General features: G+C 67.5%; 16 protein-coding genes. 5 read left to right on the forward strand and 11 right to left on the reverse strand.

What is annotated here, in order from left to right:
* Positions 1-8 precede the first annotated feature (8 nt).
* From A9975_RS31850 to A9975_RS31870, 5 genes are all read right to left on the reverse strand, one after another.
* Positions 9-1094, reverse strand: coding sequence for a DUF72 domain-containing protein (locus A9975_RS31850; RefSeq protein WP_183036224.1), 1086 nt, complete (start codon positions 1092-1094; stop codon positions 9-11).
* Positions 1095-1102: 8 nt separating this feature from the next.
* On the reverse strand, positions 1103-2335 hold the full coding sequence (locus tag A9975_RS31855) for a cyclopropane-fatty-acyl-phospholipid synthase family protein (protein WP_183036225.1): 1233 nt from the start codon (positions 2333-2335) through the stop codon (positions 1103-1105).
* Positions 2336-2514: 179 nt separating this feature from the next.
* Positions 2515-3153: a pyridoxamine 5'-phosphate oxidase gene (gene pdxH, locus A9975_RS31860; protein WP_183036226.1), complete on the reverse strand. Its 639-nt coding sequence runs from the start codon at positions 3151-3153 to the stop codon at positions 2515-2517.
* 139 nt (positions 3154-3292) lie between these two features.
* Positions 3293-4486 carry an MFS transporter gene (locus tag A9975_RS31865; RefSeq protein WP_183036227.1) on the reverse strand — a complete coding sequence of 398 codons (1194 nt, stop codon included), beginning with the start codon at positions 4484-4486 and terminating at the stop codon, positions 3293-3295.
* Positions 4487-4777: 291 nt separating this feature from the next.
* Positions 4778-7045: an AsmA family protein gene (locus A9975_RS31870; protein WP_183036228.1), complete on the reverse strand. Its 2268-nt coding sequence runs from the start codon at positions 7043-7045 to the stop codon at positions 4778-4780.
* Between the two features lie 188 nt (positions 7046-7233).
* On the opposite strand from A9975_RS31870, the gene tcdA reads away from it, so the two are divergent.
* Positions 7234-8145, forward strand: coding sequence for a tRNA cyclic N6-threonylcarbamoyladenosine(37) synthase TcdA (tcdA, locus tag A9975_RS31875; protein ID WP_183036229.1), 912 nt, complete (start codon positions 7234-7236; stop codon positions 8143-8145).
* 16 nt (positions 8146-8161) lie between these two features.
* Here tcdA and A9975_RS31880 read toward each other — a convergent pair whose 3' ends face one another.
* Entirely contained in the window at positions 8162-8740 is a 579-nt protein-coding gene (locus tag A9975_RS31880; protein ID WP_183036230.1) for an ATP-binding protein, read from the reverse strand.
* 157 nt (positions 8741-8897) lie between these two features.
* Here A9975_RS31880 and A9975_RS31885 point away from each other — a divergent pair, with 157 nt between their 5' ends.
* The gene (locus A9975_RS31885) at positions 8898-9338 is read left to right on the forward strand and encodes a bacteriohemerythrin (protein WP_183036231.1); all 441 of its coding nucleotides are present in this window, start codon (positions 8898-8900) and stop codon (positions 9336-9338) included.
* A gap of 34 nt (positions 9339-9372) precedes the next feature.
* Here A9975_RS31885 and A9975_RS31890 read toward each other — a convergent pair whose 3' ends face one another.
* Positions 9373-9762, reverse strand: a complete 390-nt coding sequence (locus A9975_RS31890; protein ID WP_183036232.1) for a cupin domain-containing protein — start codon at positions 9760-9762, stop codon at positions 9373-9375.
* 65 nt (positions 9763-9827) lie between these two features.
* Positions 9828-10673, reverse strand: a complete 846-nt coding sequence (gene trxA / locus A9975_RS31895) for a thioredoxin (protein ID WP_183036233.1) — start codon at positions 10671-10673, stop codon at positions 9828-9830.
* 259 nt (positions 10674-10932) lie between these two features.
* Between trxA and A9975_RS31900 the strand changes: the two genes are divergently transcribed.
* Positions 10933-12648, forward strand: a complete 1716-nt coding sequence (locus tag A9975_RS31900) for a long-chain fatty acid--CoA ligase (protein WP_183036234.1) — start codon at positions 10933-10935, stop codon at positions 12646-12648.
* 75 nt (positions 12649-12723) lie between these two features.
* On the opposite strand, the gene A9975_RS31905 is transcribed toward A9975_RS31900, so the two are convergent.
* Positions 12724-13527: an ankyrin repeat domain-containing protein gene (locus tag A9975_RS31905; protein WP_183036235.1), complete on the reverse strand. Its 804-nt coding sequence runs from the start codon at positions 13525-13527 to the stop codon at positions 12724-12726.
* Positions 13528-13543: 16 nt separating this feature from the next.
* Positions 13544-14248, reverse strand: a complete 705-nt coding sequence (locus tag A9975_RS31910; protein WP_183036236.1) for a gamma-glutamylcyclotransferase — start codon at positions 14246-14248, stop codon at positions 13544-13546.
* A gap of 125 nt (positions 14249-14373) precedes the next feature.
* Between A9975_RS31910 and A9975_RS31915 the strand changes: the two genes are divergently transcribed.
* Together A9975_RS31915 and A9975_RS31920 are read left to right on the forward strand one after the other, a co-directional pair.
* A complete protein-coding gene (locus tag A9975_RS31915; protein WP_183036237.1) occupies positions 14374-15264 on the forward strand; it encodes a DUF1223 domain-containing protein in 891 nt (296 codons plus the stop codon).
* Between the two features lie 99 nt (positions 15265-15363).
* A complete protein-coding gene (locus A9975_RS31920) occupies positions 15364-15684 on the forward strand; it encodes a hypothetical protein (protein ID WP_043348426.1) in 321 nt (106 codons plus the stop codon).
* A gap of 129 nt (positions 15685-15813) precedes the next feature.
* Here the strand turns inward: A9975_RS31920 and A9975_RS31925 are convergent, their stop codons facing one another.
* On the reverse strand, positions 15814-16161 hold the full coding sequence (locus A9975_RS31925; protein WP_006162999.1) for an FKBP-type peptidyl-prolyl cis-trans isomerase: 348 nt from the start codon (positions 16159-16161) through the stop codon (positions 15814-15816).
* Positions 16162-16178: the final 17 nt, after the last annotated feature.

The raw sequence follows: 16178 nt of genomic DNA on the forward strand, positions 1-16178 counted from the left end.
GCTTGCGCTCAGCTCGCTTCCAGCCGCTCGGCAATGGCCTCGGCCAGCCGCACGCAAGTCAACGGCGCCGAGCCTTCCGCCTTGTTGCTGACGATCACATAGGCGGGCTGGCCCGCGCGCAGCGTGCGCACCACCTGCTCGGCGATCACCGCGCGGGTATGCGGGTCTTCGTCGATCAGCCGGTCAAATGGCGCGTAGCGGGATTCGGCTTGCTCGTAGGCAAAGCCCGCATGCAACATCCACCGCAGCACCAGCGGTCCTGGTGCGCCCTCGTCCATGAGTGCTTGTGCCGGCAGTTGCCGTTCGGCCGGCGGCATGCGCTCGCGCGCGGACAGGCAGAAACGCACGCCGCGTGCGCGCAGCAGCTTGATGAAGCGCGGCGTGAGCAAGGCGGCATCGCGCAGCTCCACGCCGTAGCAGGCGTGCGGTGTCGTGGCGGCGTCGAGCGCGGGCAGGGCGCCCAGGAAGGCGTCGAGCCGCGCCAGGAAGCCGGCGCTGTCGGCGGCCATCGCGCCTAGCGGGGAAAGCTGGAACAGCAGTGGCCCACACTTGGCGCCAAGGCCCGCGGCGGCCGGCGCGACGAAATCGCGCGCGGCGATCTCGGCATCGAGGAAGCTGGCGTTGGCCAGCCGGCCGGCGCCCTCGGAGGTGCGCAGCCACGGATCGCAAACGCTGGCAGGTGCCTTGACCAGGAAGCGGAAGTGCGCGGGCACCTGGGCCGCGTAGGCAACGTAGTCGGCAAGCGGGATCGGCGCGTAGAACCCGCGATCGATGCCGGCGGCACGCAGCAAGGGATGCTGCGAGTAGGCGGCCAGGCCTTTGCGCGAGAGCAGGCTGTCCGTGTACTCGCCTTGATAGACCAATCCGTTCCAGCCGTTATAGGACCATGACGACGTGCCGAGATGCAGCCCGGCCGGCAGGCGTTGCGCCAATGCCAGCAGCGCGGGGTCCGGGGGCGGCGCCAGCACGCTCTTGCCACGGGATGGCTTGGTGCCGGCGGCATCGGTCAGTGTGGGTGAGGCAAGCGGTGCGGCATTGCCGGCAGCGGCCACCCCTGGCGGCTCCAGCAGGCCGCCGAACAGGTCTTCAGTCAAGCCGATTTTCAGTCAAGCGATTTGTCGTAGATGTAGCGGCGCGACCAGGGCAAGCTCTGCGATGAGAGGCCGGCCTTGTGGCAAACCACCTGGTAGATCGACATCTGGTCGGTATCGAAGGCATGGCCGCAGCCTGCCAGGTAGACGCGCCAGATGCGGTATTTCTTCTCGCCCACCATGGCGCGGATGGTATCACCCTGCGCTTCGAAGTTGTCCGCCCAATGTTGCAGCGTGCGCCGGTAGTGGCCGCGCATCAACTCCACATCGGTGGCCTCCAGGCCGCCGCGCTGCAGGGTGTTGAGCACCATGCCGATGTGCGGCAGCTCGCCCTGCGGGAACACGTAGCGGTCCATGAACTCGGAGCCGTCCATGGGCGTGGCGCCGCTGTCGGGGTCGGGCGACGTGATGCCGTGGTTCATGGCGAAGCCATCATCGGCGAGCAACTCGCGCATGTGGCCGAAATAGGCTTGCAGGTTGTCCTTGCCGACGTGCTCGAACATGCCGACGCTGGTGATGCGGTCGAAGGTGCCGGCCGTGTCGCGGTAATCCTGCAAACGGATCTCGATGCGGTCGGAAAGGCCCGCCTGCCTGACGCGTTCGGTTGCCAGGTCGAACTGGTTTTGCGACAGCGTGATGCCCACGCAGCGCGCGCCGAACTTCTCCGCCGCGCGGATGACCAGCGCGCCCCAGCCGCAGCCGATGTCGAGCAAGGTCTGTCCGGGCTGCAGCCGGATCTTGGTCAGGATGTGGTCGATCTTCTTGCGCTGGGCGGTGGCGAGGTCTTCATTGCCATGCTCGAAGTAGGCGCAGGAGTACACCATGCCCGGGTCCAGCCAGAGCCGGTAGAACGCGTTGGATACGTCGTAGTGATATTGGATCGAGGCCTTGTCCGCCGCCTTGGTGTGGGCGAAATGCTGGGCCACCCGTGCCAGTGCGCCACCGGCCTGCGCGCTGGCGGCAGCCGAGAAGCGGTAAGCCACGGCGATGATGTCGCTGAGCGTGCCGTCCAGATCGATCTTTTCCTGGACATAGGCTTCGCCGAGATTGTCGAGGCTGGGCGTGAGCAACAGGGGCAGGGCACCCGCCTCGCGTATGGTCAGGGTCACCGCGGGATGTTCGAAGCGGCCGAGTGGATACTCGTTGCCGTTCCATAGCCGCAGTCTCACAGGGAGATTGGCCCGGTCGCGCAGATCGGCGATCCAGTGGTCCAGTTGCTTGTCCAGTGCTTGCTTGAAAAACATGCGGCCTCCCTCCTGATGGTTGCGGCACACTCCTCGAACTACAGCACAGGGCAGGCGGGGCCTGCTCCTGATGGCCGCCTCCTCACAAAACCCGAAAGCGACCCTGACTTACTTTACGACAATTCCTAATTTTGTGCAGTGCGCGGCCTTGGCGGCCTGCGGCACCGCGCTCATGGCGCTCAGGGCGACAGACGCACGATCTGCCAGCTGCCATCCGGCGCCAGGCGGTAGGCGATCCGGTCGTGCAGGCGCGACGGGCGTCCCTGCCAGTACTCGATGCGGGTCGGCACCAGCCGGTACCCGCCCCAGTGCGCCGGCCGCGGCGGGTTATCGCCGAACTTGGCGCGGAAATCCGCTTCGCGCTGCTCCAGCACCGTGCGGTCCGCCACCTCGCGGCTCTGCTCCGAGGCCCACGCCCCGAGGCGCGAGCCGAGCGGACGCGTCGCGTAGTAAGCATCGCTCTCGCTATCGGTAACTTTTTCAACGCGTCCTTCCACGCGCACCTGGCGCTCCAGCTGCACCCAGTGAAACAGCAGCGCTGCGCGCGGGTTGGCGGCAAGGTCCAGGCCCTTGCGGCTTTCGTAGTTGGTGAAGAACGTAAAGCCCTTGGCGTCCATGGCCTTGAGCAGCACAATGCGTGCCGAGGGCTGGCCGTCGGCGTCGACGGTGGCCAGCGTCATGGCATTGGGTTCCGGGAGCTTGGCGTGGATGGCTTCATCGAACCAGCGCTGGAACTGGCTGATGGGATCGGACGCCACGTCGGATTCGGACAGCGATCCGAGTACGTAGGTGCGGCGGAGGTCGGCGAGTTGGGTCATGTCGGATGAGGTATCGAGTCAGCAGGCCGCGCGCGGGGCAAGCATGCACGGCGCCGGCGGCCTGTCTGATTTGAGTATAGCGAAAGCGCAGCGGACCGCATTTGCGCCTAAGCAACTCATGCGTGATGCCGTGGGCGCCTCAGGCCGGCGGCTGGGGCAGCTTGCGGGCCTGGCCGCGCGAGTAATAGCCGGCCACGCCCATCGCCCCTGCCATCGACAGGAAAATCGGCAGCATGCCAAGCGCCGTGCCGACCACGCCAAAGGTCAGCGGCCACACCACCTGGCTGGTATTGAGCACGGCCGAGCGCAATCCCAGTGCCTCGCCGGCGCGCCCGGTGGGCGAGGCCGTGTGCAGGATGTTCATGACGTTGGGCTGGGCGCTGCCGAGCGCCAGGCCCAGCAGGAAGGCCAGGCAGCACATCAGCCAGAACTCGGCCGCGAAGGGGTAGAGCAGGTAGGCCAGCGCCCCGACCAGCAGCGCGACCCGAATCACCTTCCACTCAGAGAGCCGGCGCGACACCAGCGGCATTGCCACGCGGATGGCGAAGGTGGCAATGGCGAAGGCGCCCAGCACCCAGCCGACCGACGACGGCGAAAGGCCAACCCGGGTGCCCTGGATGGGAATGAGGAAGGCGTGCAGGTCCCAGGCCGCCGACAGGACCGCGCTGGCGATAAAGACCGCGCGCAACTCCGGGTGGGCAAGCAAGCCCAATGTGGAGTTACGGGTGCCGTCCACGATGGCGCCGCGCGCGGCGCGCCCGCCTTGTGCCGGCAGCCGCCCGCGCATGAAGTACAGGCCGACCAGCCCTGCGGCCGCCACCGCCACCAGCACAAAGAAAGCCGGGCGGTAGCCAGCGTGCTCGATCACATAGCCCATCATCACCGGGCCCAGCGTGCCGGAGAACGAGAATCCAAGCGCCTGGAGCGTGTAGTTGCGCAGCCGCGTGCCATCGGTGGAAATCTGCCCGATCAGCAATTGCATGGCGACCTGCACCAGCATGAAGCCGACGCCGATCAGCGCGCAGGAAAGGTAGAGCGCCGCGATGCCCGGCCACACCGCCGGCAGCAGCGTGCCCGCGACTACCATCAAGGAACCTGCGGTCATCGGCTTGCGCGGCCCGATCTCGTCGATGCGCTTGCCGGCATGGATCGCCAGCAGCATCGGCAGCAACGCATAGAGCGACATCAGGATGCCGAGCGTGACGGTCGAGGCTTTGAGCGAGAGGGCAAACAGTGAAACCACGACGCGGCTGGCATTGAAGGCTACGTGGTTGCACACCGTTAGGGCGATCAGGCAGCTGATCGGCGGGACGGTGGCATGTAGCGGCGTCATGCAGGGGCGGGGGCTGGAGGGGAAATCGGGAAAAACAAGTGCGGCCGAAACCGCACCCTGAGAAGGACGCCAGCCTCGAAATGCATCGGAGCCAGACATCCGCTTCATGCCACGTATTGGAAACTTCGTTGTAAATGGCCGTTTAATTATGCGGCCGAATGTGGGCGATGCACAACGATGCCTTGCGTTGCAATGCACCAAAGTGTTGCGTAATTGCGTCGACGGCGGGAGGGGGCGCAAGGCGTCGCAAGCAAGCAACGACCGGCTTGCAACCGCGCGGCGCACCGCCGGTCAGCCGCCCTGATAGAGCGTATTGCCTGGCGCTGGCCGATCGGATGCGGCGGGGCGCGGCGGTGCAGTGGGCTTGACGGGTGCCGAAGCGCCGGGCGCGGCTTGCGCGTCCGGCGAAGGGGCAGGGCCGGCCGCCTGGCTGGTCATGCCGGTCTTCGGGTCGCGGTAGGCCTGGCCCGGCGCCGGCGCGGTCGGGCGCGTGCGAATCTCCGCCAGCAGCTTGCCGCACTGGCTGTCGGGTGCGGTCGATAGATCGATCAGGGGCAGGACTGCCGTGGCCACCGGCGCGACCAGCGCCAGTGCCACCACGCCGCCAGCGCGCAAGGCCAGCACGCCGATGTCCGGGCTGACCGAGGGCTTCTTCAGCGTGCCGCCCACATAGAGCGGCGAGCGCAGCGAGAAGATGCGCAGCCCCTTGGAATCCGGCCGCACGGTGAGCGCCAGCCGCTCGCTGCCAAGGTCGATGGCGCCGCTGGTGTCGATCACGGCGTCCTGGGTGTCGATGACGAAGACGCGCGAGCGCGCCACGCCGTTGGTGAAGCTGAAATCGCTGACGCCGCAATGGATCTGCACCGGCTTGTCGCCGAACAGCTTGGAGATCACCACGCTGCCCACGTTCAGGCCCATGGCCTCGAGCAGAAACTTGCTGACGGTGCCGTTTTCCACCAGCAGCTTGGCCTCGCCATTGGACGAGCCCAACAAGGCCGCCACCGAGTTGCCGGTGGCGCTCAGCTTGGCGCTGCCATTGACCTCACCCACGCTGGCGCGCATCGACTCGAACTTCGGGAACAGTTGCTTGAGCTGGAGGTGGCGCGCCTTCATGTCGATGGTGGCGGCGAGCGGCTCGCGCTTGCCGTTGAGTTGCAGCGACGACATCAGGTTGCCGCCGGCCACGCCAAAGTTCAGCGGATCCAGTGTCAGCACGCCATCGTCGAGCTTGAGGTGGGTGACGAGGTCGGTGATCGGCAGGTCGGCGGTGCGGATGATGCGCTTGCCGGTGAACTTCACGTCGGCGTCGATGCTGTCCCAGCGCTCGGTGCGGAACGGCGCCACCGGCAGCGCTTTGCCGGCGGGCTGGCGCACTGTGCTGTCGGATGCTGCCTGCCCGGGCTTGGCGTCCGCACCGATCAGCGGGGCCAGGTCCTCAAAGCGCAGTTGCTTCGATTCCAGTTCGCCTGACAGCAGGGCACGTGGCTGGCGCTGCGTGTAGGTGAGCGAGCCGCTCAGGTCGCTGCCGCCGACGCGCCCGGAAAACTTGTCGTACCGGTAAACGGAAGCCCCTTTGCGCAAGGTGGCAACCAGCCGGCCGCGGGTCTCGTAGGGCGGGGTGCTCGGCAGCACGATGCCGGTCAGCGCGTACAGCTGGGCCATATTGTCGCCGGACAGCTGCAGGTGCATGTCGAGCGCGCCCAGGTGGGCGGGGTTGGTCAGCGTGCCCTCCACCACCACGCGGGTGTTGCCCACCCGCATATCGGCCTGCAGCGGGAAGGGGTCCTGGGTGTCGCGCAGGCTCAGCACGGTGCCGGCCTTGCCGGTGGCGTTGATGGTGGCCTGGTTGTAGCGTCCCGTGGCCTTCCAGCGCAGGCCATAGCGCTGGCTGGCGTTGCCGGCGGCGCCAGCGCCGCCAGGCTGGCCGACCGCGCTGGCCGTGCTGGATGCCGGGGGCGCGATCAGGGTGCCGTCGCGGGTCTTGTCGTAGAGGGCAGCGTCGCCGATGGTGTCCAGGCGCGCCTGCAGCTCAATCTTCATGGCCTGGTCGTTCAGCGCCAGGTCGCCGCGCGCCAGCGAGATCTTGCCGATGTCGAGCCGCCATGGCGATGGCGCCTTGCCGGCGGGCGTGACGAAGGTCCAGTTGTTGCGCTGGTCGGCCAGCCGCTCCAGCCAGACCGCGGGGCTGTCGACGGTAATGCTGGGGATCGAGATCTGGTGGGAGAGCAGGGGCAGCGGGCGTAGCACGAAGATCAGCTCGCGCACGGTGGCAAAGTTGGCCTCCTGTGCCCATTCGGGGTTGCCGACGGTGATATCCCGGGCAGACAGGCGTGGCCAGGGGACCCAGGTGTGCCAGCCGGTCTCGCCCTCGGCGCTGCGCCAGGTCAGGGTGAGGTCGCCATTGACGGCAAAGGGCCGGCCGATGGCCTCGGTAACCTTCTGGTTCAGCCACGGCTTGAGGCGATTCCAGTCGAAGGTCAGAATGATCACGACAAGCGCCGCGATCAGCACCAGCGGTGTCAGTACACTCCAGAGAACGGCCTTGTGGCGCAGGGGCATGGGATCGGTTTCCTGGTTGGCGCCGGCAGCCGCGCGCGCTCTGCGAGACAATGCGGCGATCGAACCACTGCTGTGGGTATTGTATAGTTGCGCGCCCCGCTCCCCTGTCGGCGCTTGGCTGACAAGGTGCGGCAACGCGCGCTTTTCCCCCGCAGTGTCCTCCAATTCAGCCAGCTTCGAGCGTAGAAATGAGCAACCCCGTCCCCGCAACCTCCACCCAGCCGGAACCGGAGCTGGCGCAACTGCCGCCGGCCCTTACCCACGAGAGCCCGGAGGATGACGATTATCACCGGCGCTTCGGCGGCGTGGCGCGCCTGTACGGCGCGGCGGGCCTGGCGCGGCTGGAGGCGGCCAGCGTTTGCGTGGTCGGCATCGGCGGGGTGGGCAGCTGGGCGGCCGAGGCGCTGGCGCGCAACGCGGTCGGCCGTGTCACGCTGATCGACCTGGACCATATCGCGGTGTCCAACACCAACCGCCAGATCCACGCGCTGGGCGACGCCTATGGCCGCGCCAAGGTGCAGGCCATGGCGGAGCGCATGGTGCAGATCAACCCGCGCTGCCGGGTGACCGAGGTGGACGATTTCGTGACCCCGGAGAATCTGGTCGAACTGCTCGACGGGCACGACTACATCATTGATGCGATCGACTCGGTCAAGGTCAAGATCGCCATGCTGGGCTGGGCCCGCCGCGTGGGCCGGCGCATCATCACCTGCGGCGGCGCCGGCGGCCAGCTCGACCCGACCCGCATCCGCGTGGTCGACTTTTCCCGCACTGTGCAGGATCCGCTGCTGGCCAAGGTGCGCTCCACCCTGCGCAAGGACTGGGGCTGGCCGCGCAACCCCAAGCGCAAGTTCGGCATCGACGCGGTCTTCTCCGACGAGCCGCTGCGCTATCCCGAGCCCGAGCAGCAGTCCTGCGAGATCGACGAGGCCCCGCAAGCCGCGCCAGGCGCCTCGGCCGAGCCGCCGGCCGGCCCGCAGGGACTGGCCTGCGCCGGCTTCGGCTCCTCGGTGGCGGTCACCGCGGTGTTCGGGATGGTGGCGGCGTCCAGCGTGCTGGCCGCCCTCGCGGCGCCGGACGTTTCCACGGCGCCGGAATGAGCATGGCCGCGGATGGCTACGCCGCGAGCGTGGCGAGCAGCGCGTTCAGCGCGGCGTCGTCCGGCGCCGTATTGTCGAAGTAGGCCAACTCGGGGTACCGCGCCGGATCGGGCATGAAGCGCCGGGTGCGGTAGTCGTCCCAGTGCGCCAGCTTGTAGGCATCGTTGGGATTGGCGCGCTTGACGATGCGCGCATGCGCCTCGTCCTCCGGCAGGTGCACCCACAGGGTGCGCACGATGGTGCCGGCGGGCACGCGCAGCCATTCGGGATCGTGCAGCAGGTGGTCGCGCACCTCGCGCGATAGCGGGCCCACCACGATCACGCTGATGCCCAGGGCGAGGTTCTCCCGCGCGGTATCCAGCAGGCCATGATATTCCGCATTGCGCAGGTACTTGAGATAGGTCGGGCTGTCACGGTCGTTCGGGTCGCCGGTGAGCGCGCCCATTGCCGCGGCGCTGTAGCCGCCGTAGAGCGTGTCCTTGTCGAGCAGGCAGAACGGCTCACCGGTGGCCTGCATGAGTGGGCCGATCAGGCGGTGGGCCAGGGTGGTCTTGCCGGTGCCGGCATGGCCGCAGAAGAAGAGCAGTCGGGGCATGGGAAGCCAGGGATCAGCCTGGTGCGGTGATGGAGCCAGCCCTGAGCATACCCCTCGCGTGCCGCCGTCCTTGGCGGCGCTGCGGTTTGTCCTGGATCAGCCCGGGCCGCCGCGGATTCGGTATCCTTGCGGTTTTCGCGATGTTGTCCCTTCCGATATGACCGATTCCTCTTCGCCTGGCACCGCCACGCTGGCCCCCGACCTGCTGTTGGGCGAGCCGGTCACCGATGCCACCCACGCCGAATTCGTCCAGCTGCTGGATGCCGCCACGCGCGCCGACGATGCGGGCTTCCTGGCAGCCCTGGACGAGTGGATCGACCATACCCGCCATCATTTCGGCCAGGAGGAAGCGTGGATGGAGGCGATGGCCTTCGGCCCGCAGCACTGCCACCGCGGCGAGCACGAGCAGGTGCTGGCGGTGGCCAGCGCGGTGCGCGACAAGGTGGCCGAGGGCGACCTGGCGCTGGGCCGGCGGCTCTTGTCGGAGCTGCCCGGCTGGTTCGACCAGCACGTGAAGGCGATGGACGCAATGATGGTCAACCACATGCGCGAGAACGGCTTTAGCCTGATCGAGGCACCGTCGGAGCAGGCGGGCTAAATGGCCCGGATGGCCCGGATGCCCCCTGGATGCCTTAGATTGCGTCGGCGGCAGCCCGGTCCAGCACGACAAAGTGCTTGCGCACCGGTTCGAGCACCTCGAACAGGCCGGTGAAGCCGGCCGGAATCACGCAGGCGTCGCCGGGGCCGAATTCACGGGCGTTGCCCGCGTCGTCGCTGATGCGCAGGCGGCCGCTGATGACATGGAAGAACTCCTCCTTGCCAGCCGGAAACGCAATGCGCCACGCGCCCGGCTCGCAAGCCCAGATGCCGCAATCGAAATCGCCCTGGCTGGCGCTGTAGTGCGTCCAGGTGGTGCGGTCCGGGTTGCCGGCAACCAGCCGGTCCGGGCGTGGGCGATCGTGGCTGGGCAGCGGTTCGGGGTTGGTCTGGAAGTCGATCAGGCAGGGTGGGGAGGCAGTCACGGCGGAACAGGGCGGTTGCAGTGAAATAAAACGGCGGGCCCGGCCCGCCGCGTTCACCCGCCAGTTTAATTGAGCGCCGAGGCCAGCAGCCGGCGATAGCGCGACACCACGTCGGGCTGGTCGCTCATCAGCTTGAATACCGACAGCATGGCCGTGCGGCCGATATCGTCCTCGAAGGTGCGATCCGTGCGCGCGATGGCCAGCAGTTGCTCCAGCGCCGGCTCATATTGCCTGTGCGCAATCAGCGCGCGCGCCAGGTCCAGCCGCGCCTGCAGGTCGCCGGGGGCGTCGGCGACACGGGCCGCCAGGGTGGCCGCATCGGGCAGGTCCGAGGCACCGCGCATGGCCTCGATCCGGGTGGCGAGCGCCGCGTACCCGTCCTCCTCGGCCGCCTTGGGGGAGAGCATGCCGAACTCGGCCTGGGCCTGGTCCAGTGCGTCTTCATCCAGCAGCAAGCCGATGTATTCAAGGCGAGCCGCATCGAAGCCGGGGTCGAACGCCAGCGCCGCCTGGAACGCCGACCTGGCCGCCTCGCGGTCGCCCGCGCTGGCAGCGTCGCGGGCAGCACGCAGGGCCACCCTGCCCGGGTCTGGCATCACCCGGGCAATGAACTCGCGCAGTCCGGATTCCGGCAGCACGCCGGTGAACTGGTCCACCGCCTGGCCGTCGGCGAATGCCACCACGTGGGGAATGCTGCGCACGCCGAAATGCGAGGCCAGTTCCTGGTTCTCATCCACGTTTACCTTGGCCAGCCGCCATTTGCCGGCCGCCTCGCCCTCAAGCTTTTCCAGCATCGGCCCCAAGGTGCGGCAAGGGCCGCACCACGGTGCCCAGAAATCCACCAGCACGGGGATGTGGCGCGACGTCTCGATCACGTCGGCGTCAAAATTCTGCAGGGTTACGTCGCTCATGGCTTGGCCTCGGAGTGGGGAACGCCCGCGCGAAAGGCTCCACTCGCGCAAAGACGTCTTCTCTTGCATATTGGGACCGTGCGGCCGAATGCAACCTTTGCACGCCGCGCGGCATGATGCCGGCGCAGGCAAGGGTAAGCGATGGATTGAAAAAAGAACGGTCGTTCGGTTATATTGCTTGACTGATTGCTGGTTTCGACAAATTCATCTCTCGCCTCGCATCCAAGACCAGGTCGGATAGACCGCACAGGAGACCTTTATGCAGACCCCCCAGCCCGCGCGCCCGCATTTCCAGTTCTGGCCCAAGCGCGTGCCCACCGAGATCGTGCTGCCGGAGACCTCGCTCTGGTACAACCTGGTGGTCTCCGCCCATCGCTACGCCGACAAGGCGGCCATCCGGTATTTCGGCAACGCCATCACCTTCCGGGCGCTGGAAGCCCAGGCCAGCGCCATGGCGGGCTGGCTGCAGCAAAAGGCCGGCGTGAAGAAGGGCGACCGGGTGCTGCTGTATATGCAGAACTGCCCGCAGTTCATCATTGCCTATTACGCGATCCTGCGCGCGGATGCCGTGGTCGTGCCGGTCAATCCGATGAACCGGTCCGAGGAGTTCAAGCACTACATCACCGACGCGCAGGCCAGCGTGGCGATCTGCAGCGCGGATCTGGCCATGGGCGCCGAGCAGGCCAACAACGAGTTGCCGCCCGAGCAGCGCCTGCAGCACCTGCTGGTCACGCAATACAGCGATGCGCTGCCGGCCAGCTACGAGAACCCCGAAGACGCTCCGGGCGCCTGGCTGACCACGCAGCATCCGCTGCCGGCCGGCGCCACCCCCTGGGCCGATGCGCTTGCCGCGCAACTGGTGCCCGGCCCGCATACCGCGGGCCCGGACGATATGGCGGTGATGCCCTACACCTCGGGCACCACCGGCTTTCCCAAGGGCTGCATCCACACCCACCGCTCCGTCATGCATAACGTGATCGGCGGCGGCATCTGGAGCGGCAGCGGCGCGGAATCGACGATTCTGGCGGTGCTGCCGTTGTTTCACGTGACCGGCATGCAGTACGGCATGAACGGCCCGATCTACAGCGGCGCCACCGTGGTGATGCTGCCGCGCTGGGACCGCGAAGTCGCGGGCCGGCTGATCTCGCGCTTCCAGGTCACGCACTGGACCAATATCCCGACCATGGTGATCGACTTCCTGGGCAGCCCGAACCTGGACCAGTTCGACCTGTCGAGCCTGCGCTATATCGGCGGCGGCGGCGCGGCCATGCCGCAGGCGGTAGCGGAGCGCCTGAAGCAGCAGTTCGGCCTTAACTACATTGAAGGCTATGGCCTGTCCGAGACCATGGCGCCAACCCACAGCAATCCGGGCGACCGGCCGAAGCTGCAGTGCCTGGGCGTGCCCACCTTAAATACCGACGCGCGCGTGATCGACCCGGTCACGCTCAAGGAAGTGGCGGTCAACGAGACTGGCGAGATCATCGTGTGCGGCCCGCAGGTGTTCAAGGGCTACTGGGGCAAGCCGGATGCCACGCGCGATGCCTTCATCGAGTTCGATGGCAAGACCTTCTTCCGCACCGGCGACCTGGGCCGCATGGACGAAGAGGGCTACTACTTCATCACCGACCGGCTCAAGCGCATGATCAACGCGTCGGGCTTCAAGGTATGGCCGGCCGAGGTGGAGAACCTGCTGTACAAGCATCCCGACGTGCAAGAGGCCTGCATCATCGGCACGCGCGATGCGTATCGGGGCGAAACCGTGAAGGCGGTGGTAGTGCTCAAGACGCATGCCAAGGGCAAGACCACGCCCGAGGACATCATCGAGTGGGCCAAGGAAAACATGGCGGCCTACAAGTACCCGCGCGTGGTGGAGTTTGTCGACGCGCTGCCTAAGTCGGGCACGGGCAAGGTGATGTGGCGCGCGCTGCAGGAGAGCGAGAACGCGCGCAGCGCGGAGTCGAAGCCAGCGGCCTGAGTGGCCTGAGTGGCCTGAGTGGCCTGAGCGGCTAGCGTCGCCTCAGCGGGATGCGCGGGCACATCCGTGCCCGCGTCAGTGCCCGCGCACGCGCACCAGCATCTTCACCATGGTCTTGTAGCTGCGCTCGCGGGCGTGCCGGGTCGGGGTGGTGCCATCCCGGTCGGCAAGGTTGGCGTCCGCGCCCGCGTCCAGCAGCAACTGCACCGTATCTTCATACCGCGCGCTGCCGTCGCCCATGACGATGGTCTCCAGCAAGGCGGTCCAGCCCTGGCGATTGACATGGTCGACCGCCACGCCGGCTTTCAACAACACCTTCACCACTTCGGTGTTGCCATGCTCGCACGCGGCGATCAGGGCGGTGTTGTCGTAGCTGTCCGTGCTGTTGAGGTCGGCCCCATGCGCCAGCGCCAGTTGCACCAGCTCGAGCTGCCCGGTGGCCGCGGCCAGCAGGAAGGGGCTGTTGGATTCCATGTCCTTGCGGTTGACATCGGCACCGGCCGCCACCAGTGCCTTGGCAACCTCGGTATGGCGGCTGTAGACCGCCACCAGCAAGGCACTGCGGCCGTGCTCGTCGGCGGCCTGGGCGGAAGCGCCCGAAGCCAGCAAGCGCTTGACCAGTTCGAGGTCTCCCAGCGTTGCCGCGGCAAGGAGATTGCGGTCGAGTCCGCCAACGCTATCGTGCGCGCCAGCGGTGGAGCCGGCAGCGCCGTGCCCATGCGAGCGCGGCGATGACTGGGCCGCGCCGCTGCTGGCAGGGCGCGCGGCCAGCGTCGATCCGCCGGGTCCGGCCAGTAGCGCGCCGCCCATCAGCAATCCGGTCAGCCCCAGCACTTCGGCAAGCACCAGTCGGCGGGGGCGGGCAGCAGGGCGTGGCATCCTGGTCGATCCTGGGTCAGGCGGGTTCGCTGACAGCTTGTGCGGCCGTGGCATCCGTATCTTGCAGCCGGCGCCAGAGCCGGCCCAGGTAGGGGTCGTCGACCCCGTTGGTGGCAAGGCCAAGCAGCGTCTGCTGCAGGTACTCGCGGGCCGGGCCGTACAGGCCACAGGCGTGGCGCAGGCAGGCCACCACGCGGTCGTCCGGCAAGCGTCCGGCATAGGCTTCGTGCTCGCGATTCATCACGAAGGCCAGGGCGCGCTGCCGCGGGCTGCCGTTCATCTTCACATTGAGCCAGCGGGGATGGTAGGCGCCGGTCAGCATCTCGCGGCGCCACAGCAGACGGAATTCCTGCTCGATCATGTGATGGGGGATGCGGAAGACGACGCCCTGGCACGAGCCGCCGCGGTCCAGCGCGAGCACCAGGCCCGGGTCGTCCCAGGTGCCGCGGTTGATGCGCGAGTACAGGTAGAAGCCGCGGTGGTAGCCATGCACGGTAGCCAGCTGGCGGTCCGTGTGAATCACCATCGGGTTCCAGATCAGCGAGCCATAGCCGAACAGCAGGACATCGCCGGCCAGCCCGGGCGAGTCCGGCCGCTGGTCCAGCGTAGCGCGCAGAGAACGCTCGAAAGCTTCTTCGGGAAGTAGCGAGGAAGCCACCGGCGTGCTGCAAAGAGAAGCACGCAGCCGATCTGTTTCGAGATCTTGTCGGGTGATGGCCATGATGCAAGCATAATCCAAAGCTGCGTGGCAGGCGGCATGGAAACCACATGGCACGCAGAAATGTCTGTAAGGTCCGGCAGGCTGTATGCGACTGACAACGGTCAGGCAGCCTTCGGAGGTCCAGCATGCACAAGCATCTCGAACAATCGGCCCAGGCCGATGCCATCGCGCACCGGGAAGCCGGGCCGCGCACCCCATCGCGCAAATCCTGCAAGCCCAGGTCTTGGCCAATGCGCTGGGCGCCGATGCTGTTGCTCGCTGCGCTGGCCGGCCCGGTGCGCGCGGCGGCCAGCGCCGTGCCGGCCGCATGCCTGCATGACAGCCCGCCCCAGCGGCTAGCGTTGATCGAGCTCTACACCTCGGAGGGCTGTAACAGCTGTCCGCCTGCCGATCACTGGCTCGGCACGCAGGCCGCTCGGCTGCCAGCCTCGCAGGCGCTGGCGTTGGCGCTGCACGTCGACTACTGGGACAGCCTGGGCTGGCGCGACCGCTTTGCCAGCCCGGTGTTTACTGCCCGCCAGCGCGCGCTGGCGGGCGCCGTCGGCAGTCATACGGTATATACGCCCGAGGTGTTTGTCGGCGCGCGCGAGCAGCGCCGCTGGCACGACGCAGGCGAGGTCGCGGCGCGCGTGGCCGAGATTAACGCGCAAGCGCCCGGCGCCTCGCTTCGGCTGGGCTGGCAGGCGCTCTCCGCCGGGCAAGTGCAGGTTGCGCTGAGCGTGACGCCGGCGGCCCGCTCAGGGCCACTGCAGGCCTATGCCGCGCTGGTCGAGGACGGGCTGGTGTCGTCGGTGAAGGCCGGCGAGAACCAAGGCGCCACGCTGCATCACGAGCGTGTCGTGCGGCTCTGGCTGGGCCCCTTCGCGGTGCCGGCCGAGGGGCTGGCCTGGTCGGGCAGCGTGCCGCTGCCAAGCGGGGCCGACCCGCGCAAGCTGGCCTGGGTCGCCTTCGCGCAGCAGCCAGGCGCCGAGGTGGCGCAGGCGGTGCTGGCGCCGCGCTGCGAATTGTCCGGGTGACGCAGGGATTCCTGTCGCGGACTGGCACTATCTGCTGGGCAAGGTGGCGGTTTCGCCTGCTATGTCTTTACAATGGGGCATCAACCAGGAGAACAGGCTATGGCGCGCACGCTCACGGTAGTTTTCGGTACCGGCAAGGAATTTGGCTTCACCATTGGCGACGCAGAGTTGGCTGCGGTCACCGAGGATGCTGGCTGGCGCTGGTTCGACCGCGAGTACGCCGAGCTTGATTGCCAGGCCTCCAGTCCGGTCGGCAAGGTGCTGGTGATCGACAAGATCCTCAGCGTGGCCAAGTTCTCCGGCGAGCAGCGCTTCAGCGGCGATGCCGCGTGGGCCCAGGACTACGCCCGCCATGCCGCCCGCCTGCTGGACCGCGACAAGGTCCGGGTCGACGTGGGCAACGCCGCGATCAGTTTCTGATCGCGGCCTGTCCGCGGCGCAATACACGCAATGCAATGAGGGGCGCCCGTGGGCGCCCCTCATTCTTGTGCGATCCGCGCAAGGCGCGGACGGATGCGATTGGCCGCCGCCGTAGCGGCGGCCAGGCGATCAGACTGCCAGCAGTTCCACTTCGAACAGCAGCGTGGCGTTCGGCGGGATCACGCCGCCCGCGCCGCGCGCGCCGTAGCCCAGCTCGGCCGGGATCACCAGGCGGCGAGTGCCGCCAACCTTCATGCCTTGCACGCCTTCATCCCAGCCGCGGATGACGTGGCCGGCGCCCAGCGGGAACACGAACGGGTCGTTGCGGTCCTTGCTCGAGTCGAACTTGCGGCCGGCTTGCTCGTTCTCGTAGAGCCAGCCGGTGTAGTGCACCGTGACATGCTTGCCTGCCGTGGCTTCGGCGCCTTCGCCGGTGACGGTGTCTTCAAATTGCAGGCCGGAGGGAGTGGTATTCATGGATGGCTTCCTTGTGC

The organism is Cupriavidus sp. UME77 (assembly GCF_014170355.1).
GTDB lineage: Bacteria > Pseudomonadota > Gammaproteobacteria > Burkholderiales > Burkholderiaceae > Cupriavidus > Cupriavidus basilensis.